General features: G+C 61.1%; 20 protein-coding genes. 11 read left to right on the top strand and 9 right to left on the bottom strand.

Annotated features, from left to right (window positions below):
• Nucleotides 1–13: 13 nt before the first annotated feature.
• The 4 genes from DCO57_RS00460 to DCO57_RS23435 all read right to left on the bottom strand — a co-directional run bounded on the left by DCO57_RS00460 (nucleotide 14) and on the right by DCO57_RS23435 (nucleotide 4,568).
• Entirely contained in the window at nucleotides 14–1,045 is a 1,032-nt protein-coding gene (locus DCO57_RS00460) for a GDP-mannose 4,6-dehydratase (protein WP_116696896.1), read from the bottom strand.
• Complete coding sequence (locus tag DCO57_RS00455; protein ID WP_133192603.1) at nucleotides 1,038–2,861, bottom strand: N-acetylneuraminate synthase family protein; 1,824 nt, start codon at nucleotides 2,859–2,861, stop codon at nucleotides 1,038–1,040. The genes DCO57_RS00460 and DCO57_RS00455 overlap by 8 nt, the downstream gene beginning before the upstream one ends.
• A gap of 289 nt (nucleotides 2,862–3,150) precedes the next feature.
• Nucleotides 3,151–3,963, bottom strand: a complete 813-nt coding sequence (locus DCO57_RS00450) for a ferredoxin--NADP reductase (protein WP_116696894.1) — start codon at nucleotides 3,961–3,963, stop codon at nucleotides 3,151–3,153.
• A 275-nt stretch (nucleotides 3,964–4,238) separates the two neighbouring features.
• On the bottom strand, nucleotides 4,239–4,568 hold the full coding sequence (locus DCO57_RS23435; protein ID WP_165814584.1) for a hypothetical protein: 330 nt from the start codon (nucleotides 4,566–4,568) through the stop codon (nucleotides 4,239–4,241).
• Here DCO57_RS23435 and DCO57_RS00445 point away from each other — a divergent pair.
• The 3 genes from DCO57_RS00445 (at nucleotide 4,480) to DCO57_RS00435 (ending at nucleotide 7,230) form a co-directional block, all read left to right on the top strand.
• Nucleotides 4,480–5,514 carry a GlxA family transcriptional regulator gene (locus DCO57_RS00445; protein ID WP_116696893.1) on the top strand — a complete coding sequence of 345 codons (1,035 nt, stop codon included), beginning with the start codon at nucleotides 4,480–4,482 and terminating at the stop codon, nucleotides 5,512–5,514. The genes DCO57_RS23435 and DCO57_RS00445 overlap by 89 nt on opposite strands.
• A gap of 220 nt (nucleotides 5,515–5,734) precedes the next feature.
• Nucleotides 5,735–6,943, top strand: coding sequence for a crosslink repair DNA glycosylase YcaQ family protein (locus DCO57_RS00440; RefSeq protein ID WP_116696892.1), 1,209 nt, complete (start codon nucleotides 5,735–5,737; stop codon nucleotides 6,941–6,943).
• Nucleotides 6,944–7,026: 83 nt separating this feature from the next.
• Nucleotides 7,027–7,230 (top strand): DUF2892 domain-containing protein, encoded by a 204-nt coding sequence (locus DCO57_RS00435; RefSeq protein WP_116696891.1) that lies wholly within the window; start codon nucleotides 7,027–7,029, stop codon nucleotides 7,228–7,230.
• A gap of 194 nt (nucleotides 7,231–7,424) precedes the next feature.
• Here DCO57_RS00435 and tdh read toward each other — a convergent pair whose 3' ends face one another.
• The 3 genes from tdh to DCO57_RS00420 form a co-directional block, all read right to left on the bottom strand.
• Nucleotides 7,425–8,465, bottom strand: a complete 1,041-nt coding sequence (gene tdh, locus DCO57_RS00430; protein ID WP_116696890.1) for an L-threonine 3-dehydrogenase — start codon at nucleotides 8,463–8,465, stop codon at nucleotides 7,425–7,427.
• The gene (locus DCO57_RS00425) at nucleotides 8,462–9,649 is read right to left on the bottom strand and encodes a glycine C-acetyltransferase (RefSeq protein ID WP_116696889.1); all 1,188 of its coding nucleotides are present in this window, start codon (nucleotides 9,647–9,649) and stop codon (nucleotides 8,462–8,464) included. Before DCO57_RS00425 ends, tdh begins: the two co-directional genes overlap by 4 nt.
• A gap of 107 nt (nucleotides 9,650–9,756) precedes the next feature.
• On the bottom strand, nucleotides 9,757–10,317 hold the full coding sequence (locus DCO57_RS00420) for an XRE family transcriptional regulator (protein ID WP_116696888.1): 561 nt from the start codon (nucleotides 10,315–10,317) through the stop codon (nucleotides 9,757–9,759).
• Between the two features lie 140 nt (nucleotides 10,318–10,457).
• On the opposite strand from DCO57_RS00420, the gene DCO57_RS00415 reads away from it, so the two are divergent.
• Together DCO57_RS00415 and DCO57_RS00410 are read left to right on the top strand one after the other, a co-directional pair.
• Complete coding sequence (locus tag DCO57_RS00415) at nucleotides 10,458–10,826, top strand: hypothetical protein (RefSeq protein WP_116696887.1); 369 nt, start codon at nucleotides 10,458–10,460, stop codon at nucleotides 10,824–10,826.
• A gap of 238 nt (nucleotides 10,827–11,064) precedes the next feature.
• Complete coding sequence (locus DCO57_RS00410; RefSeq protein ID WP_116696886.1) at nucleotides 11,065–12,735, top strand: formate--tetrahydrofolate ligase; 1,671 nt, start codon at nucleotides 11,065–11,067, stop codon at nucleotides 12,733–12,735.
• Nucleotides 12,736–12,772: 37 nt separating this feature from the next.
• Here DCO57_RS00410 and DCO57_RS00405 read toward each other — a convergent pair whose 3' ends face one another.
• Complete coding sequence (locus DCO57_RS00405) at nucleotides 12,773–13,294, bottom strand: hypothetical protein (RefSeq protein WP_116696885.1); 522 nt, start codon at nucleotides 13,292–13,294, stop codon at nucleotides 12,773–12,775.
• Nucleotides 13,295–13,485: 191 nt separating this feature from the next.
• Between DCO57_RS00405 and DCO57_RS00400 the strand changes: the two genes are divergently transcribed.
• The 6 genes from DCO57_RS00400 to DCO57_RS00375 all read left to right on the top strand — a co-directional run bounded on the left by DCO57_RS00400 (nucleotide 13,486) and on the right by DCO57_RS00375 (nucleotide 19,290).
• Nucleotides 13,486–14,187 (top strand): B12-binding domain-containing protein, encoded by a 702-nt coding sequence (locus DCO57_RS00400; RefSeq protein ID WP_116696884.1) that lies wholly within the window; start codon nucleotides 13,486–13,488, stop codon nucleotides 14,185–14,187.
• Between the two features lie 5 nt (nucleotides 14,188–14,192).
• Nucleotides 14,193–14,861: a DUF1638 domain-containing protein gene (locus tag DCO57_RS00395; protein ID WP_116696883.1), complete on the top strand. Its 669-nt coding sequence runs from the start codon at nucleotides 14,193–14,195 to the stop codon at nucleotides 14,859–14,861.
• Nucleotides 14,862–14,974: 113 nt separating this feature from the next.
• Nucleotides 14,975–15,277: a virulence factor gene (locus DCO57_RS00390; RefSeq protein WP_116696882.1), complete on the top strand. Its 303-nt coding sequence runs from the start codon at nucleotides 14,975–14,977 to the stop codon at nucleotides 15,275–15,277.
• On the top strand, nucleotides 15,270–16,163 hold the full coding sequence (locus tag DCO57_RS00385; RefSeq protein ID WP_116696881.1) for a methylenetetrahydrofolate reductase: 894 nt from the start codon (nucleotides 15,270–15,272) through the stop codon (nucleotides 16,161–16,163). The genes DCO57_RS00390 and DCO57_RS00385 overlap by 8 nt, the downstream gene beginning before the upstream one ends.
• On the top strand, nucleotides 16,164–17,120 hold the full coding sequence (locus DCO57_RS00380; protein ID WP_116696880.1) for a methyltetrahydrofolate cobalamin methyltransferase: 957 nt from the start codon (nucleotides 16,164–16,166) through the stop codon (nucleotides 17,118–17,120).
• A 124-nt stretch (nucleotides 17,121–17,244) separates the two neighbouring features.
• The gene (locus DCO57_RS00375; RefSeq protein ID WP_116696879.1) at nucleotides 17,245–19,290 is read left to right on the top strand and encodes an ASKHA domain-containing protein; all 2,046 of its coding nucleotides are present in this window, start codon (nucleotides 17,245–17,247) and stop codon (nucleotides 19,288–19,290) included.
• Between the two features lie 9 nt (nucleotides 19,291–19,299).
• On the opposite strand, the gene DCO57_RS00370 is transcribed toward DCO57_RS00375, so the two are convergent.
• Nucleotides 19,300–20,127 (bottom strand): DUF1194 domain-containing protein, encoded by an 828-nt coding sequence (locus DCO57_RS00370; RefSeq protein WP_116696878.1) that lies wholly within the window; start codon nucleotides 20,125–20,127, stop codon nucleotides 19,300–19,302.
• Between the last annotated feature and the right edge of the window lie 71 nt (nucleotides 20,128–20,198).

Genomic DNA, 20,198 nt, shown 5'->3' with positions numbered 1-20,198 from the left:
GTCCCATGCTTCGTCAAAGGCCCGGGCTGCTGACGGCGGCCTTTTTCAGATCAAAGATCGCCATGCGGCGGGCGATTTCCGGCGCCAGGATTTCCGGTTTCCAGCCAAGCAGTTCCTGCGCCTTGCTGTTGTCGCCGCGCAGATACACCACGTCCGAGGCCCGGAAATAGCGGGGATCCACATAGGCGACCAGCCTGTTCGTCTTCCGGTCGTAGCACTTCTCCTCAAGGCCCTCGCCTTCGGAGTAGAGATCGAACCCCACTTCCTGCGCCGCCATGAAGAGGAAATCCCGGACCGAATATTCGGTGTTCGTGGAAATGACGAAGTCGTCCGGCTGCCCGTGATCCAGCATCTTGATCATCATGTCGGTGTATTCGGGCGCATAGCCCCAGTCGCGCACGCTGGCGAGATTTCCCAGCGGCATGGCTTCAGCGTCCTGCAGCTTGATGCGGGCGAGCCAGCTGGTGATTTTGCGTGTGACGAACTCGTAGCCACGCAGCTCGGATTCGTGATTGAACAGGATGCCGGACGTGGCGAACATGTTGTAAGCCTGCCGGTAGTTCACCACCAGCGAATGGGCGGCCAGCTTCGACACCGCATAGGGGCTGAGCGGGTTGAAGGGTGTCTTTTCCGACTGGGGCTTTTCCAGAACGTCGCCGTACATTTCCGATGTCGAGGCCTGATACAGTCTGGCATCCAGCTTCAGCAGCCGCATGGCCTCCAGAATGTTCAGCACGCCCATGTAATTCACATCGGAGGTGTAGTGCGGGAACTGAAAACTGTCGGCAACGAAACTCTGGGCGGCAAGATTGAAAATCATGTCCGGCCGGATTTCGTTGAGGACGTTTTGCACATTGGCGAATTCCGTGACCTCCAGGGTGCACAGTTTCACCTTTTCGCGGATGCCGAGCTCCTTCAGACGACCGGTCTTGGAGGTGCTGCCCCGCCGCATGGCGCCATAGACCTCGTCGCCGCGCTCAAGCAGGGTGCGCGCCAGAAAAGCACCATCCTGCCCGGAAATGCCGGTAATCAGTACCTTAGCCATGTTGTTCTCCCAGTTGCAGGATCGCTTTTTCAAAGCCGTCACCTTCGGACAGATGACCCTGCCAGACTTCCAGCACCTTGCGGCCCGGACCGTCGATGTAGGCGCGCGGGTCTCCGAGGTCGCCCTTGCCGAATTCAATACCTTCGCCGTCAATGCCGACCGCATCGGCTATATGCAGGTGCCGGGCAAGCGGAACGAGCCGTTCATACCACCCGTGCCAGTCCTGTTTCGCATGGTTCGCCGACAAGATGAGATGGGACAGATCCAAGCAAAGCTCCATGCCGATATCATTGACGATGTCGATGTCGTCGGCTCCGCAGAACATGTCCAGAATGTCGGCGCCGCCAAAGTACCATGCAATGCGCGGCAGCCACTGGGGATAGATCGGGATGCCCCGTTGCCGTCCGGTCCGCTCCAGATAGGCCTGCAGTTGTGCATAGGTCTCCCGCTTGCCTTCCGGTCGCAGTCTGGAAAAACTGCCGACGACGGGAACCGGCGCACCGGTCCTTGCTTCCAGTTCCAGCGCCAGGTCCACGCAGGCACTGATGACCTGATCGCTTCCCGTGCGGGTCGCCTCGTCGACCGAAAGTGGATCAATCAGCGTCTTGCTGTCGATATAGTCGGGTATGTGAATGGAATAGTGGCGCGACAGGTTCAGCTGCGAAAGCCCCTCCTCCATCGCTGAGCGGAAGGACCCGACCTCTTCATAGGAAAGGTGCAGCTCGTTGTTCTGTATGGGAAACCGGCTCTGCAGAATTTTCGCGTCATGCAGGCGAACCGGGATGGACAGCTGCTTTTCATTGCAGAAGTCGATCAGCTTGCCGCTCAGCGGCGGTTTGGGGCCGGTAAAATGGAGGTCGGAAACCGCCGCGCCCTCGGCGACCGGTCGCTTGACCGCCGTCAGCCCGCGGCGCTTCAGGTCCGACCAGGTAAGACCCTTGCGCGGAGCCTTGACCACGGTATTCGTCTCGTCGAGCACTTCGCCCGCTGCAATTGTCCTGCGCGCATAGAGCGACGAGCCGAGGTTCTGCATATTGATGCGCTCCCCCTGGTTCACCTCGCGCCGGCCGTTCCCCTGGACCGTGTCATAGGCATTCAGGAGTTTGCACAGGCGGCGAAATTCGGCAGGATCCGAACTCGAGCTGTCGTCGATGCCCTTGCCGAATTTGTCCAGGGTCAGATGACGTTCGAAAACGGTCGCGCCGTTCGCCGCGGCGATCAGGCAGACCTCCCAGTCCTGGTCGTGACTGGAATATCCGACAGGTCCCCCGGTTCGTTCCTTCAAGGTGCGCAGGAATGCCATCTGCTGGTTGCCGAGCAGGACCGGGTAGTTGGAAATGCAGTGCAGATAGACGACATCCGGAATGGACCGGGTCTTTTCGACCGCGCTGAAGATGTCCTCCTCGCTGTGGCCGCCGGTGCTCAGGATCAGGGGCTTTCCGAAGCCCGCCATGGCGGAGATCAGGTCTTCGTTGAGCAGTTCGGCCGAAGGGACCTTGAAGAAATCGAAGCGGTCGATGTCCGCGCCGAAATCGGCGGCGTCCGAGGATTTGAAGAAACTGATTCCTGCGGCCATTCCCTGGCGCTTGATCAGGTCCACCAGATGCAACACCCGCTCGGGCGGAATGTAATTCTCATCGATTTCCCTGGAGAGGATCTCGTCGCCGATCTCGTGGGTCGCCTGATAGAAACCGTGCTCTGCCCGGTACTGGAACTTGACGCCCCAGGCACCGGCCTCTGCGGCGATTTCGATGAGCTGCCCGGCAATCTCGGTAGACCCGCGGTGGTTGATGCCAAGTTCAGCAATGATTTTCATTTCAAGCAACCCAAACCAAAACACGCACCGTCAAGTTGGGATCCATGTTTTTCAAAGCAGATTCGTCCCAGACTATTGCAAGCCACATACAGTTGATATTGATCCGCCCGCCCCAGGCACGGCCTTCCACAGATAATACCCGCCATCGTCAAACGGGGATCTGTCCGACCGCTTCGGGAAACTGTTCGGCAAGAGCCACGCAGGTGCCCGCCCGGCCTGCCGGAAGACAAACAGCAAAAAGGCCGGGCGAAGCCGGCCTTTCAGGTCTTTCTTCCGTTCTGAATGCGGCTCAGCCGACGAACGCCCGTTCGACCACGAATTCGGCGGGCTTGTTGTTGGCGCCTTCCGTCAGTCCGGCTTCTTCGAGAAGGGCTTTCGTGTCGCGCAGCATGTCCATGGAACCGCAGATCATGCCGCGATCAATGGCCGGGTCGAGCGGCGGAATGCCGAGATCCTCGAACAGCTTGCCGGATCTGATCAGGTCGGTGATCCGGCCCTTGCGCGCAAACTCCTCGCGCGTCACCGACGTGTAATGCACCAGCTTGTCCTTCGCGAACTCGCCGATCAGCGGATCATTGATGGTCTCCCGGACCAGATCCTCGCCGTATTTCAGTTCAGCGACTTCCCGGCAGGTGTGGGTAAGGATGACCTGATCGAATTTCTCGTAGGTATCCGGGTCGCGGATCAGGCTGGCGAAGGGAGCGATGCCGGTTCCGGTGGAGAACATATAGACCCGCTTGCCGGGCACGAGCGCGTCATTGACGAGCGTGCCGGTGGGTTTTTTCTTCATCAGAATGGCGTCGCCCGGCTGGATCTTCTGCAAATGCGATGTCAGCGGACCTTCCGGAACCTTGATCGAGAAGAATTCCAGTTCCTCATCCCAGGCCGGGCTTGCGATGGAATAGGCCCGGTAGAGCGGCTTGCCGTCGATCATCAGGCCGATCATGACGAATTCGCCGGACCGGAACCGGAAACTGGCCGGGCGGCTCATGCGGAAGCGAAACAGGTGGTCCGTGTAATGCTGGACGGTCTTCACTTCCTCGACGAAAGCACCGGCGGGTGCGGCGGCTTCCAGGTCTGCGGGCTTGGCAAGTACATTCATTTCAATCGGTGTCCGTGGGTCATCGCTCAATTCACTTGATGCTTCATGTACCACCACTCGCGCCTTGACTTGAAGCAACCCTGATCCATGAAATCGCTGTTACGCAAAAAAATCATTCTAATTATGCCCCTGTTCGCGATGTCGGGGCAGCCTTCAGGACGAAATCCTCCGGATTCGGCCGAACCCACCGCCCCTTCCCTGTCCAGGGCCACAGGAACGCGGGCATTCCGCCTTATTTGACAGGACGATCATGCACATCCTTCGCGCGGGGACATTCACGCGACCGGACAAGCGAGCGCCGCCACCTTGACGCCGGAACAGGTCAAAAAAACGGCATCACGCGATGAAAAACTTTCCAACGGGCTTCCCGCCTGTGCAGAGAGGCAGGTCGAATTGTGACCATTTCGAGAATGTTTGGAATTATCTCGTTTTTTATTTGACAGATAAATAGAAATTGCAAAACTTACTGATATCAAAAGATAATAAGAAATAATACCTTCCAACGAGGCTAAGTAAATGTCCGGACGTGCCCACGAAGAAACAGGCCAGACAATAGCATTCGTGCTGATGGATCGGTTTTCCATGAACGCATTCGCCAGCGTCATCGAACCGCTCCGAATAGCAAACAGGTTGCTGGGCCGAGATTATTATGCATGGACAACTTATTCCCTTGACGGGAATTCAGTCGTTGCAAGTAACTCATGTGAAGTTTCTGTAAACAAGTCTATTCGCGAACTTCACGATGCCGATGTTACGCTTCTGTGTACTGGAATCGACGTGGAGCGCCTGCCGCTGGATCCCGATCTCGGCAGCAAGCTGCGCCGCCTGAACGCCATGGGCCGGACCTTCGGTGCGATCTGCACCGGGGCCTATCTGCTCGCCCGCTACAATCTTCTGGACGGGCGCCGCTGCACCATTCACTGGGAAAATCTGCGCTCGCTCAGGGAAGAATTTCCGGACGTGGAAGTCACCTCCGACATTTTCGCCATCGACCGCAACTGCATAACCTGCGCCGGCGGCATGGCCTCGCTGGACATGATGCTACGGCTGATCGCCATCCAGCATGGCGCCTATCTCGCCCATGAAGTGGCCGAGGTCGCGCTTTACCAGAACATGCGGTCAGGCGAATCCGCTCAGCGGCACGACATAGAGGCGCGCACCGGCATCTCCAACGCGAAGATCCTCGATGCCATCCGCATCATGGACCTGCATATCGAGGATCCGCTGAGCTGCCAGCAACTTGCCATGACGGTCAGCCTGTCCCCGCGCCAGCTGGAGCGGCTGTTCCGCCGTCATTTCAACTGCACGCCGGGCCAGTACTACCTGCGCCTGCGGCTGGAAACGGCACGTGACCTGCTGCGCCGGACCAGTCGTCCGGTTCTGGACGTCGCTCTGGCCTGCGGCTTCGCCTCGACCTCGCATTTCACCAAATGTTACCGGGAGCGCTTCCTGTGCACCCCGACCGAGGAACGCCAGTCCTATCAATGGGCCAACACCAAGCCGACCTCCGGCGTCGGCACGGCAACACCGATGCGTCTCGTCGCCAAATAGGCGTTGCCCGCCAGTCCTGCGATCGGAGAGGATCATAAAGGAAAGCCCCGGCCCTGAGCCGGGGCCACATGCAGGTCCCGGCTCAGGGCCGGGACAGCGCGGAGTGCGCCTTCCCTCACACCGGTCGGGCCTGAACCGCCCCCATTCGCGCCTGAAAGACTATTCGGGAAGGAGACTGCCGGAGTTTCCCCTCCTGCGCGAAGCTGCTAGCTTCGCCGTCATGACACCCTCGACCTTTCCCAGACTGGCGAATGCTTCCGCCCGGCGGCTCTTCCTCGACAAACACGGACTTGGCAGCGCTCCGAAAGGCAGTGGCAAGGGCGATGATCTGGCGGCTGTCATCGACAGGCTCGGCTTCGTCCAGGTGGACAGCATCAACACGGTCGCCCGGGCCCATCACATGATCCTTGCGGCTCGCAGACCCGCCTACAAGGAAAAGAACCTGAAGCATCTGCTGGAGCGGGACCGGCATCTGTTCGAGCACTGGACCCACGATGCATCGGTGATCCCGGCGGCTTTCTTTCCCCATTGGCGCCTGAGGTTTGCGCGCGACAAGGAGAGGCTCATCGGACGCTGGCGGATCTGGCGGCGCAACGGGTTCGAGGAAAAATTCGATGAAGTTCTCAAACAGATCAGCACGCACGGACCGGTCACCTCGGCAACGGTCGGCGAAGACGAAAAGCGCAGCAGCGGCGGCTGGTGGGACTGGCACCCGTCGAAGACCGCGCTGGAATTCCTGTGGCGTACGGGTGAATTGTCCGTCTGCGGGCGGGACGGTTTCAGGAAGGTCTATGATCTGACGGAACGTGTCATTCCGCCGGATCATCTGGCGACGCGCTTCGACACGCAGGAGACGATCGACTGGGCCGCCCGCTCGGCGCTCGACCGGCTCGGCTTCGCCTCCTCCGGCGAAATTGCTGCCTTCTGGGACCTGATCACGCCGCAGGAGGCTAAACTGTGGTGCCAGAACGCCCTGGAGACAGGATCCATCGTGGAGATCGAAATCGAGTGCGTCGACGGAACGCCGCGCAAGACCTTTGCCTGTCCAGAAACTCTGGAGACGCTGGACGCCCTTGCCGATCCTCCGGCGCGGGTTCGTATTCTGTCGCCCTTCGACCCGGCTCTGCGCGACCGGAAACGGGCGGAGCGCCTGTTCGGCTTCTCCTACCGGATCGAGATTTTCGTTCCCGAGCCCAAGCGCAAATACGGCTATTATGTCTTTCCGGTCCTGGAGCGCGACAGGCTGATCGGCCGGATCGACATGAAGGCACTCCGCAGTGAAGAGCGGCTTCACATCCGCGCCTTCTGGCCGGAAGACGGCATCCGCATGACCAAGGGGCGCCTTGCTCGGCTGGAAGCCGAACTCGGCAGGACCGCCCGGTTTTCCGGCTGCACGGACATCAGTTTCGAGCCGGGCTGGCTGCGCTGAAATGGCGCGCCGAATGACTGGCATTTCTCCGCAGAAAGGAATAGTTTCAATATATCGAATTTATTCATCGAACGGAGGCTGTCATGACAGTGGAACGTGGAATTATGTTGGTTGTCGGCGTGCTGGTGCTCGCTTCGGTACTGCTGGCCGTCTACGTCAACATCAACTGGCTCTGGCTGACCGGCATCCTGGGCGCCCACCTGATACAGGCGTCCTTCACGGGCCTTTGCCCGGTCGTGATGATCCTGAAGAAGATGGGTCTGCCGCAGAAGGCAGGGTTCTCCTGACATAACGCCGGCTGACGGGTATCCGGACCTCAATCGACAAGAGACATGCCGGCTGCGGTCCCAGCGCCGGCACGTCATAGCGGAAACACAGCCGGAACCACTGGGCGAAAATCGCCAGTGTCTGGTGAGAGGCGTGCCGGGTCGGACAAATCACGGCACGCGAGCGGCCCTTCCGAGGCGCTGCGAAGACGTCCTCATCTCCAGTTGAGGACCACCTTGCCGGTCGCGCCCGATTTCATCGCGGCAAAGCCCTGTTCGAAGTCATCGACGGCGAAACGGTGGGTGATGACGTTGCGCACATCGAGGCCGTTCTGGAGCATGGCGATCATCTTGTACCAGGTCTCGAAGATCTCGCGGCCGTAGACGCCCTTGAGGGTGATCGCCTTGAAGACGATCTTCGACCAGTCCACCGGCGATTTTCCGGGTGGTATGCCGAGCAGCGCGATCCGACCGCCCATGACGAGATTGTCGACCATCTGATCAAGAGCAGCCTGACTTCCGGACATCTCCAGCCCGACATCGAAGCCCTCGCGCATGCCCAGTTTCTTCTCGATGCCCTTGAGATCGTCTTCGGCGACATTGACCGGCACCACATCCGTGACCCGGGCCGCCAGATCGAGGCGCGCCTGATTGATGTCGGTGATGACCACGTTGCGGGCGCCGACATGGCGGGCAACCGCCGCGGCCATGATGCCGATCGGACCTGCCCCGGTAATCAGCACGTCCTCTCCGATCAGGTCGAAGCTGAGCGCCGTATGTACCGCGTTGCCGAGCGGATCGAGTATGGCGCCGATCTCGTCGTCGATTTCATCCGGCAGCGGCACGACATTGAAGGCCGGCAGGCGCAGATATTCGGCAAAGGCCCCCTGCTCGTTGACGCCGATGCCCCGGGTTTCCGGATCCAGGTGAAACTTGCCCGCCCGTGACTGTCGGGAGTTCTTGCCGATCAGATGGCCCTCGCCGGAACAGCGCTGACCGATCTGGAAATCCGTGACGTTTCTGCCGAGCTCGACGATCTCACCGGCAAATTCATGGCCGGTGATCAGCGGCACGGGGACAGTGCGCGCGGCCCATTCATCCCAGTTCCAGATATGGATGTCGGTGCCGCAGATGCCGGTCTTGTTGACCCTGATCAGTACGTCGTCCGGGCCGATTTCCGGCACCGGCGCCCGTGTCATCCAAAGGCCCTCCTTCGGCTCGGATTTGCAAAGCGCCTTCATCTGGTTGCTGCTCATGACAGGACTCCCGTCGCCTTGCCGGCCTTTTCGAAGGCCTCCAGCGCGCGGTCCAGATCGTTTCCGGTCAGCGCCGCATTCATCTGTGTGCGGATACGCGCCTGGCCGCGCGGCACCACAGGGAAGAAGAAACCGGAGACATAGACGCCTTCCTCGAAGAGCTGCGAGGCCATCGCCTGCGCCAGATGCGCTTCGCCCAGCATCACCGGCACGATCGGGTGTTCGCCCGGCAGCAGCGTGAACCCCAGATTTTCCAGGCCGGTGCGCCAGTAGCGGGTGTTGTCGAAGAGTTGCCGGCGCAGGTCGCCGCCTTCTTCCACCAGCCGGATCGCCTCGAGACCGCTCATGACGACCGCCGGCGGCAGGGAATTGGAAAACAGATAGGGCCTTGCCCGCTGACGCAGAAGGTCGATGACCGGCTGCGGCCCGGCAATGTAGCCGCCGATACCGCCGCCCAGCGCCTTGCCGAGCGTTCCCGTGAGAATATCGACATCGACACCGAAATGGGCGGGCGTGCCCTCGCCCTTCGGCCCCATGAAACCGGTCGCATGGCAATCGTCGACCATCACCACGGCGTCATAGCGTCTGGCCAGCTCGGTGATGCCCGGGAGATTGGCCAGATAGCCGTCCATCGAGAAGACGCCGTCGGTGGCGATCATGATGTGGCGGCAGCCCGCCGCCCGCGCTTCCTTCAGCTTCGCCTCGAGATCCGCCATGTCGGAATTGGCGTAGCGGAAGCGTTTGGCCTTGCACAGTCGGATGCCGTCGATGATCGAGGCATGATTGAGCGCGTCCGATATGATCGCGTCCTCCGGACCGAGCAGCGGCTCGAACAGCCCGCCATTGGCGTCGAAACAGGCTGCGAAGAGAATGGAATCGTCCTTGCCCAGAAATTTTGCCAGACGCTGCTCGAGGTCTCGATGAATGTCCTGGGTCCCGCAGATGAAGCGCACGGAGGCCATGCCGTAGCCCTTGGGGCCGAGCGCCTTGCGTGCCGCCTCTTCCAGGGCCGGATGATCGGCCAGACCGAGATAGTTGTTGGCGCAAAGGTTGATCACCTCCTGCCCGCCGACCGTGATCCGCCCGCCCTGCGGCGAGGTGATCAGCCGCTCGCGTTTGTACAGGCCTTCCGCCTCGATCTCTTTCAGGGTCTCGGCGATATGGGTCAGGAATGCATCGGACACGGGATTTCTCCGTCAAGATGGAACTTTTGTCCACTATGCCGGATTTTCATTCGGAATAAAAGATTCCATTTCCGATATGACGGAAACTTGTTTCCGGAGATCACACCCTAGACTTTCACCACCAGCAATATGGCCCGGGCAGGTCCGTTCACCGCCTCGATGCGATGGGGCACGTCGGCGGCGTAGCGGGCGGTGTCGCCCTTGCTGATGACGCCGCTGGCGACGCCGGAGGTCACCTGCAACTGCCCGTCCTCGGCGATCAGCTGCTCGCGCGTTCCGCGCTCGTGCGGTTTGCTGTCGAGCATGCCGCCCTCGGCAAATATCAACTCGTAGACTTCGTAGCGCCCGGCGTCCTGCGGCGGCGAGAGAATACGGATCCGGCAGCCGTCCCCCGTCCGGTCCAGCGCCGGGGTCTGGTCTTCATGCAGGATCTCGACCCGGTCTTCGGCGGTTTCCTCGCCGAGCAGTCCGGCGAAATCAACATTCAGCGCCCGGGTGAGATTGAGCAGGGTCGCGACCGTGGGATTGGATTCGCCGCGCTCGATCTGGCTCACCATGGAGCGGGAGACCCCCGAAAGCTTTTCAACCGCCTCAAGCGAAAGCCCCTGGGCACGGCGGGCTTTCCTGAGACGGGCGGGCAGGCGCGAAAGGATATGCTTATCTGTCATGACGGAAGTAAAATCCGTTCTGCCGGATTATGCAATTGCTCTTTTTCAATAGCTGGACCACTGGAAACCATGATATTTTTCACGAGTGCCGCGAGGACGGATTATTGACATCGCGGCATTTTTTTCAGGAGGGAAGTATTATGTCATTCATACCACGCATGTTTTTTGTGTCCGCCGTCATCTTTGCACTGATCGGAATGCTCTGGGGCATTCACATGTCGATGACTGCCGATCACGTCCTGGCACCGGCCCACGGGCATCTCAATCTGATCGGCTTCGTTGCAATGGCGGTTTTCGGTACCTATTACGCTCTCGTCCCCAAGGCCGCGTCAGGACGCCTTGCCATCGTTCATTTCGTCCTGGCCCTTCTGACCGTCCTGGTGCTGGTGCCCGGCATCGTGCTTGCCATCAACGAGGATGGCGAAGCGCTCGCCAAGATCGGGTCCGTTCTTGCAGTTCTCACCATGCTGCTGTTTCTCACCACCGTGCTTCGCCACAGGGCGCACTGACCGCCGGGGAGCCGGCCAGACCGATTGCGCGGCGTCGCGACGGTGTGGCCACTCCTGCCGGCCGGAGATATCGGCTTCACCTGAAGTTGCCGGAAACCGTCGTTTCCGGAGCCCAGCCTGTCGCATATGAAACAATTGCTGCACCGCGCTCGCCCGTAGCGTTTATACAAAGGGGAGCAAAGCAGTCTCGTACCACTCACCCCCGATAAAAATCCGGAAACGCTTGGAGCAACACCCCATGGCCAGCGACATCGACATTGCCCGTGCCGCCAGCATGAAACCCATCTTTGAAATCGGCGCGCGGCTGAATATTCCCGATGAAGCGCTCCTGCCCTATGGCCGCACGAAGGCCAAGATCTCCGCGGATTTCCTCAAAGACCTGAATGGCCGAAAGGACGGCAAGCTGATCCTGGTCACGGCCATCAACCCGACCCCGGCCGGCGAAGGCAAGACCACCACCACCGTCGGCCTTGGCGACGGGCTCAACCGGATCGGCAGGAACGCGATGATCTGCCTGCGGGAGCCTTCGCTCGGCCCGTGTTTCGGAATGAAGGGGGGCGCGGCGGGCGGCGGCCATGCCCAGGTCGTGCCGATGGAAGACATCAACCTGCATTTCACCGGTGATTTTCATGCCATAACCTCGGCCCACAACCTGCTCGCGGCGCTGATCGAAAATCATATCTACTGGGGCAATGCGCTGGACATTGACCAGCGCCGGGTCACCTGGCGCCGCGTCCTGGACATGAACGACCGGGCGCTTCGCTCCATCGTCTGTTCGCTCGGAGGTGTCGCCAACGGTTTCCCGCGCGAATCCGGGTTCGACATCACCGTGGCTTCGGAAATCATGGCGATCCTGTGCCTGGCGACCGATCTGGAAGACCTGCAGCGGCGCCTGGGCAACATCATCGTCGCCTACCGGCGCGACCGCACTGCGGTGACCGCCCGGGAACTGGAAGCGGACGGTGCCATGACCGTTCTCCTGAAGGAAGCGCTGCAGCCGAACCTGGTCCAGACTCTGGAAAACAACCCGGCCTTCATCCACGGCGGCCCCTTCGCCAATATCGCCCATGGCTGCAACTCGGTCACCGCCACCAGAACCGCCCTGAAACTGGCCGACTTCGTTGTCACCGAAGCCGGATTCGGTGCCGACCTGGGCGCGGAGAAATTCTTCGACATCAAGTGCCGCAAGGCCGGACTGCATCCGGATGCCGCAGTCATCGTCGCGACCATCCGGGCGCTGAAGATGAATGGCGGCGTCGGCAAGGATGACCTGGCGGCCGAGAACGTGCAGGCCGTTCTCAAAGGCTGCGCCAACCTCGGCCGGCACATCGAGAACATCAAGCAGTTCGGCGTTCCAGCGGTTGTGGCCATCAACCACTTCACGGCGGACACGGAGGCGGAGGTCCGGGCGGTGAAAGACTATTGCGCCGAACTCGGCGTCGAGGCGATCCTCGCCACCCACTGGGCCGACGGCTCCGCGGGCACAGAGGATCTGGCAGGACATGTCGCGGCGCTCGCCGAAAGCGGCACGGCCCAGTTCGCCCCGCTCTACGACGACACCCTGTCCCTGTTCGAGAAGATCGAAACCGTTGCCAAGCGGATCTACCGGGCCGACGAGGTTCTGGCGGACAAGACCGTGCGCGATCAGCTCAGCCGCTGGGAGGCCGACGGGTTCGGCCATCTGCCGGTGTGCATGGCCAAGACCCAGTATTCCTTTTCGACAGACCCGCACCTGCGCGGCGCTCCGACCGGCCACAGCGTGCCGGTGCGCGAAGTGCGCCTGGCCGCCGGCGCCGGCTTCATCGTCGCCATCTGCGGCGACATCATGACCATGCCCGGCCTGCCGAGCGTGCCGTCGGCCAACCATATCGGTCTGGATGACGACGGACAGATCGTCGGTCTGTTTTAAGTTTTCAGGTACCCAAACAGCCCGATTGATCTTGGCGTCAAGGCATCAACTCATTGAACATGTACTCAGAGAATCCACAGATGTCCTTGGGAAGCTGGTGTCGGAAAACCCTATTCATATCCAAGCCAGTCGGCTCCAACCACATGTACTCCTGCTTATATCGAGCTGGCGAAAGATCTGGCACGATGTAACCCTGCGCGTCATTCCATTGGATGGCAACAAACGCAGATGGCGCAGATGGCCCCAAAGTTACCCGAACGTTCTGATATCGAGGGCCACCGGAACTCATTGTCACGTGGTAGCCAACCACGATTAGTACACCGAGCCCTGATCTTTCATCCAATCGTTTTTTGACGGATGCTTGGAAGGCTGAATCCTCGAACTGCTTTATCAGATGAGCCCGAAGAGCTCTCTCATACAATTCGGAGGAAATGTGGCTGAGCGCCTCGCCAAGAGCTCCGAATTGCATGGATTTTTGGCGGTTTGAAATATAGACGGAACGAGGAACACCTAACTTATTTTCAAAAGCTACTATTTTCCAGTTCATGTTTTCGGCCATGCTCGCTCTGTTTCCTTTAAAAAACAAATTGTTAACACCGCTATGTCGAGCGCGTGTCTTTTCAAGAATTTCACAACGGACATGCTGTCGCGAAAACGACTAGCCGTGTCGTAATGAGGATATCGACTAATCCAGGTTGCAGCATAAGGTTTTTTAGTTGATGGCCTTGATGCGCCTTGCTGGAGCTGCCTATGTCCGATGACGATATCGATCTCGCCTCCCTGTCCGACGACGAACTCGTCGAACAGATGCATGACGACCTCTATGACGGTCTGCAGGAGGAAATCGAGGAAGGGGTCAATATCCTGCTGGAACGCGGCTGGACCCCCTATGACGTTCTGACCAAGGCCCTCGTGGAAGGCATGCGGATCGTCGGGATCGACTTCCGCGACGGCATTCTCTTCGTGCCCGAAGTGCTGCTGTCGGCCAATGCCATGAAGGCGGGCATGGGCATCCTGCGCCCGCTGCTGGTGGAAACCGGCGCGCCCAAGGTCGGCAAGATGGTGATCGGCACCGTCAAGGGCGACATCCACGACATCGGCAAGAACCTGGTGTCCATGATGATGGAAGGCGCCGGCTTCGAGGTGATCGACATCGGCATCAACAATCCGGTCGAGAACTATCTGGCGGCCATCGAGGAACATCAGCCCGACATCGTCGGCATGTCCGCCCTGCTGACCACCACCATGCCCTACATGAAGGTCGTCATCGACGAGATGAAGGCCAAGGGCATCCGGGACGATTATATCGTGCTCGTCGGCGGCGCGCCGCTGAACCAGGAATTCGGCGACGCGGTCGGTGCGGACGGCTATTGCCGGGATGCGGCGGTCGCGGTGGAAATGGCCAAGGACCTGATCGCCCGGCGTCACAACCGGCTTGCCAACAAGGGTTAGCGACCATGTTCCAGGAGGCTGCCGATATGAATGCGGGGGAGCCTCTTTTTCCGGTTGATGGCGATTATGGCGCGGACGATGAAATCGGTCGTGTGCTCGTCATTGCCTGCGGCGCCCTTGCACGGGAAATCGTCGCCATCCGCAACATGAACGGTCTGGACCATATCGACCTGACCTGCCTGCCCGCCAAGCTGCACAATTCGCCGGAGAAGATTCCGGGCGAGGTGCGTCGCACGATCCTGGCGAACCGGGACGCCTATTCGGACATACTGGTGGCTTATGGCGATTGCGGCACCGGCGGCCTTCTCGACCAGGTGCTGGAGGAAACCGGCGCACGCCGGATCGCGGGCGCCCATTGCTACGCCTTCTTTTCCGAACCGGAAGCCTTCGACCGGATGGAGGATGACCAGCTGGGAACCTTCTATCTGACGGATTTCCTCGCCCGGCATTTCCAGACCATGGTGATCGAACCGCTCGGCCTCGACTGGCATCCGCAGCTGCGAGACATGTATTTCGCCCATTACACACGGGTGCTCTACCTCGCCCAGACCGACGACCCCGCCCTGGAAGAGGCCGCCCGGCAGGCCGCCGAGCGTCTGAGCCTGCCTTTCGAGATGCGCCGCACCGGATACGGCCTGCTGGCTCCGTTCCTGGAAACCGGCGCCCGAACCTGAAACATCCTGCAAACGCCTTTGGACAAGTCGGTTTTTCACGTGTTTCTGCCGCTATCGGGCCGACCGGAAACCTGCGTTTCCTGCATTGATATTCTCAAGGGGATGAAAAGACCATGGCGCAGAAGATCATTGTCTACTGGCGGGATATCCCGGCACAGATCCTGGTGAAAAAGGGTCGCAAGTCCGCGCGCCGCGAAATGCCGCCGGTGTTCATGGAAGCGATCGACGCCTGTGCCATGCGCAGCGGTGCGAAGGACAGCGACGCCTATATGGCCGAATGGCGCCGCGCCGCACCGGTCGATGTCTCCGACGATCTCGAGGCCGAAGCGGAAGCCGCCCTGAACGACATGGTTGCCGCATACCCCAAAGAGCGATTGAAAACCCTGCTTGCAAGCGGAGGCACGGAAAATGAGTGATCAGCACCCGTCGGCGACCGGGCGGCTTGCCGCCTCCACCGAAATGTCCCCCAGGCAGGTGGTCGAGAAGACCGAACTGCTCGCCCATATTCCCGCAGGCACGCAGGTCTATGTCACGGATCTGGGCAACGCGCCGGAAGACATGATCGTTGCCGCGGCCCGCACGCTGAACGAAAACAGCCTTGTCGCCGTGCCGCATATGGCCGCGCGGCGCTATCCGGATTTCGCGGCTTTCGAGCGCCGGATCAAGCGTCTCGTTCTGGAGGCCGGCGTCACCGAAGTCCTGGCGATCGCCGGCGAAGCGGAAACTCCCGGCCCCCTCACCTCGTCGGTCGACCTCCTGGAATCCGGTCTCTTCGACAGGCTGGGAATCCTCAAGATCGCCGTCGCCGGCCACCCGGAGGGCGCGCCAGATATCCGTCCGGAGGTGATCCGGTCCTTCCTCACTCGCAAGCACGAGATCGCCGCTGGAAGCGACGCGGAGTTCCGGATCGTCACCCAGTTCGGCTTCGATCCGCACCGTGTCAGCCTGTGGCTGGACGAACTGCGCGCCTGGGGCAACAGGTTTCCGGTTCACGTCGGCGTAGCCGGACCGGCCAAGATGACGACACTGCTCAAATACGCAGCCTTCGCCGGGGTCGAGAACTCGCTGAACTTTCTCAAGAAGCGCGGCGGTGCCGTCGTTTCCCTGATGGCGGGCTATGATCCGGAAACCATGGTCGATCCGCTCGAGAACCGCCTCATGAGCCAGCCGGAATGCCAGCTTGCGCAGATCCATGTCTATCCGTTCGGCGGCATCGAAAAGACCGCCAACTGGCTCCATGCCCGCAAGAGCTGGTCTTTTTGCTCGCCTTCCTCATCCCTGACCGTCACTGAGAGCGCCTAAATGACACGCACCCTCGTCGCCTCCGCCACCAAGGAAGTCATCATCGGCTTCGACCAGCCGTTCTGCGTCATCGGGGAGCGGATCAATCCGACCGGACGCAAGAAGCTGGCCGCCGAAATGATCGAGGGCAATTTCGACACGGTCAGGGCGGATGCGCTGGCCCAGGTCGCTGCCGGCGCTACCATGCTGGATATCAATGCCGGTGTGACGGCGGTCAATCCGAACGAGACAGAGCCTCCCCTGATGGTCAAGACTCTTGAGATTGTTCAAGAGCTTACGGATGTTCCCCTATCCATCGATTCCTCCGTTTCCGCCGCGATCAAGGCGGGGCTCGAGGTCGCCAGGGGCCGCCCGCTGGTCAATTCGGTCACGGGTGAGATAGAAAAGCTGGAAGCGATCCTGCCGCTCATCAAGAAATACAATGTGCCGGTTGTCGCAATCTCCAATGACGAGACCGGTATTTCCGAAGACCCGGACGTGCGCTTTGCCGTGGCCAAGAGGATCGTCGAGCACGCGGCCGATTACGGCATCCCCGCACATGACATCGTCGTAGACCCGCTGGTGATGCCGATCGGCGCCATGGGAACGGCCGGCAAGCAGGTCTTCCATCTTCTGCGCCGCCTGCGCGAGGAACTGAAGGTCAATACGACCTGCGGCCTGTCCAACATCTCCTTCGGCCTGCCGCACCGCCACGGCATCAACGCCGGCTTCATTCCGATGGTGATCGGTGCCGGCATGACGTCCGCCATCATGAACCCCTGCCGTCCGCAGGAAATGGAGGCGGTGCGCGCCGCGAATGTCCTGAACGGCACCGATCCGAATTGCCAGCAATGGATCACCACCTACCGGGATCATCAGCCGGCGGCTCCGGGCACAAGTGCCGCAGCGCAGGAAACCCCTGCCGGTACGGGCGGACGCCGCAGGGGCGGCCGGGCCGGACGGCGGGCCGCGAGTTAACGGACGCCGGGGCCGGCAAGGCCGCACAGGAAGCAATTCCCCCCTGCCCGCCCGTTCCGGGACAGGCCGGGGAGGCTCCGCTCCAAGATTCAGGGACCATGCCGGAACCGGCGACATCGCAACCATGACCGAAACCGCCAAACTCGCCAAAGTCGTCTTCCAGCCCAGCGGCCGCCGGGGAATGTTTCCGCTCGGAACGCCGCTGCTCGATGCGGCGCGCTCGCTCGGGGTCTATGTGGAATCGGTGTGCGGCGGGCGCGGGATTTGCGGACGCTGTCAGATTTCGGTTTCCGAAGGCTCCTTCGCCAAGGAAAATCTCACCAGTTCGGCCGATCACCTGGAAGGCGCCACGGAGGCGGAACTGCGCTACGGCAGCTTGCGCAATCTGGCCGCCGACCGGCGCCTGTCGTGTCAGGCGAAGATCCTGGGCGACCTGGTGGTGGATATCCCCACCGATGCGCAGACCAACCGTCAGGTGGTGCGCAAGCGGGCGGAAGCCCGGCAGATCGAACCGGACAGCGCGATTTCCCTGGTCAGGATCGCGATTTCCGAACCGGACATGGAGACCCCGCGCGGCGACATCGACCGGCTGCGCGAAGCCCTTGTCCGGGAAACCGGCCTGACCGGCCTCACCTTCGATCCGATCCTTCTGCCGCAGGTCCAGTCCATCCTGCGCAAGGGACACTGGCAGGTCACTGCCGCCATCCATCAGGACCTGAACGCGCCTCCCGTTCTGGTCGCGCTCTGGCCCGAAGACAAGGACGCCGTCTACGGTCTTGCCGTCGATATCGGCTCCACCACCATCGCCGCTCACCTTTGCAATCTCCGGAACGGACGGACAGTGGCCTCGGCCGGCACCTCGAACCCGCAGATACGCTTCGGCGAGGATCTGATGTCGCGGGTGTCCTATGTACAGATGAACCCGGAGAAACTGCCGGATCTCACCCGGGCGGTCCGGGAGGCCGTCAATGCGCTGGTCGGCAAGCTGGTCGGCGAAGTGGGGGCCGAGCGCGCCGATGTGCTGGACGCGACCTTTGTCGGCAACCCGGTCATGCACCATCTGTTTCTCGGCATCGACCCGGTGGAACTGGGCGGCGCGCCCTTCGCCCTGGCAGCCTCCGATGCCATGACGCTCAACGCGCGCGATCTCGCCCTGGACCTCAATCCGGGGGCCCGGGTCTACATGCTGCCCTGCATCGCCGGCCATGTGGGCGCTGATGCGGCAGCCGCGACGCTTGCCGAAAGCCCCTATGATCGCGACGACATCACGCTGCTCGTCGATGTCGGCACCAATGCGGAGATCATCCTCGGCAACCGGGACCGCCTGCTCGCAGCCTCCTCCCCCACCGGACCGGCCTTCGAGGGAGCCGAGATTTCCTCCGGCCAGCGGGCAGCGCCCGGAGCCATCGAGCGCATCCGCATCGACAGGGAGACGCTTGAGCCGCGTTTCAAGGTGATCGGCGTCGACGAATGGTCGGACGAGGACGGTTTCCATGAAAAGATCGACAGCGTCGGCGTGACCGGCATTTGCGGGTCGGGCATCATCGAGGCGGTGGCCGAGATGTTTCTGGCCGGCCTCATCACCGAAGACGGCGTCATCGACGGTTCCATGGCGGAGCGGACCGCACGGGTGTACTCCCGAGGCCGGACATTCGCCTACCGGATTTCGGATGACGGCATCGAGATTTCCGTCCAGCAGACCGACATCCGCGCGATCCAGCTCGCCAAGGGCGCGCTCTATGCCGGCATAAAGCTTCTGCAGGACAAGCTCGGCATCTATCACCTCGACCGCATTCGCCTGGCCGGGGCCTTCGGCAGCTATATCGATCCGAAATACGCGATGATCCTGGGCCTCATCCCGGATTGTCCGCTCGACGGCGTTGCCGGTGTCGGCAACGCGGCGGGAACCGGCGCGCGCATGGCGCTGCTGAACCGCGGTCACCGCCGGGAGGTCGAGCAGACCGTCAGGGATATCGAAAAGATCGAAACTGCTCTGGAGCCGAAATTCCAGGAGCATTTCGTCAATGCCATGGCTCTGCCGAACAAGGTGGATGCATTCCCGCACCTGAGACAAGCTGTCGAGATTCCCGAACCAAGGTCCGTGTCCGAAGGTGACGGATCCGGTGGCGAGCGGCGCAGACGACGGCGGCGAAACGGGAACCGGGATTGAGTAAAGCGCCTATTGATCCCAGAAATACTGCTGGCGCATCTGCTGCCAGATCCGTTCTCCGATCAGGCAGTCGTAAGGCTCCCCGAAGGTAATTTGAGCGGGAATGACCCTGGGAACCTCGGCCGGCACCAGTCCGCCGATCTCCAGGATCAACTTCCGCCGGACGGCCTCGGGAAACTGGGCCCAGTTGTTGACCGGGATCACGAAGCTTGCCGGTCCGCCGATCACGCAGCGCCGGTAATATTCGTCGAGATCCGGGATGTTGAACCGGAAGCCGCCACCGCCTCTGGTCATCAGGGGCAGGCCGTTGATGACCAGACCGCTTGCGACAGCCGCGTCACGCGCCATGGTCACCGGGACACCCTGATTGTTCGGGCCGTCCCCGGATATGTCGATGACGCGCCTGTCGGCGGCATAGGGCGCGTCCTTCAGAAGAGCTGCAGCATGCCGGATCGCGCCCGAAATGGAGGTGCGGCGCTGGCCGTATGTGGTGTCGGCCAGGATCTTTTCGGCAAAGCCGGTCGCATCGGCCTGACTTGCGATCACCGACCAGGCGACGATCTCGCGGGCATGGCCGTCGTGAGCCCATTCGAACATCATCATCGCGATCCGGCCGTAGGCACCAAGTTCGATGGCGCGCACGACGTCCGGGCTGGAAACCGCCGCCGCATAGCCCTTGCGCTGGATAAGAAGTTCTTCCGGTGACATGGAGCGCGACACATCGACCGCGAGCACGAGCGCGACGTCCACCTGTTCCCCTGCCCTGGCGGGAGACAGGGCAAGAAAGACGCCCAGAAGTGCGCAGAACGGAAAGCGGAAGTCGGCAAACCAGCACATGACCGAAAGGATAGCCCATTGCCGGAGAACTGCCAGCCGCTTGACGCCCGACGCCGATAAACGATCTGTGA

This window comes from Labrenzia sp. 011 (assembly GCF_003075075.1).
Lineage (GTDB): Bacteria > Pseudomonadota > Alphaproteobacteria > Rhizobiales > Stappiaceae > Roseibium.
Note: the sequence above shows the minus strand (reverse complement) of the source record. Positions and strands in the feature narration are given on the sequence as shown.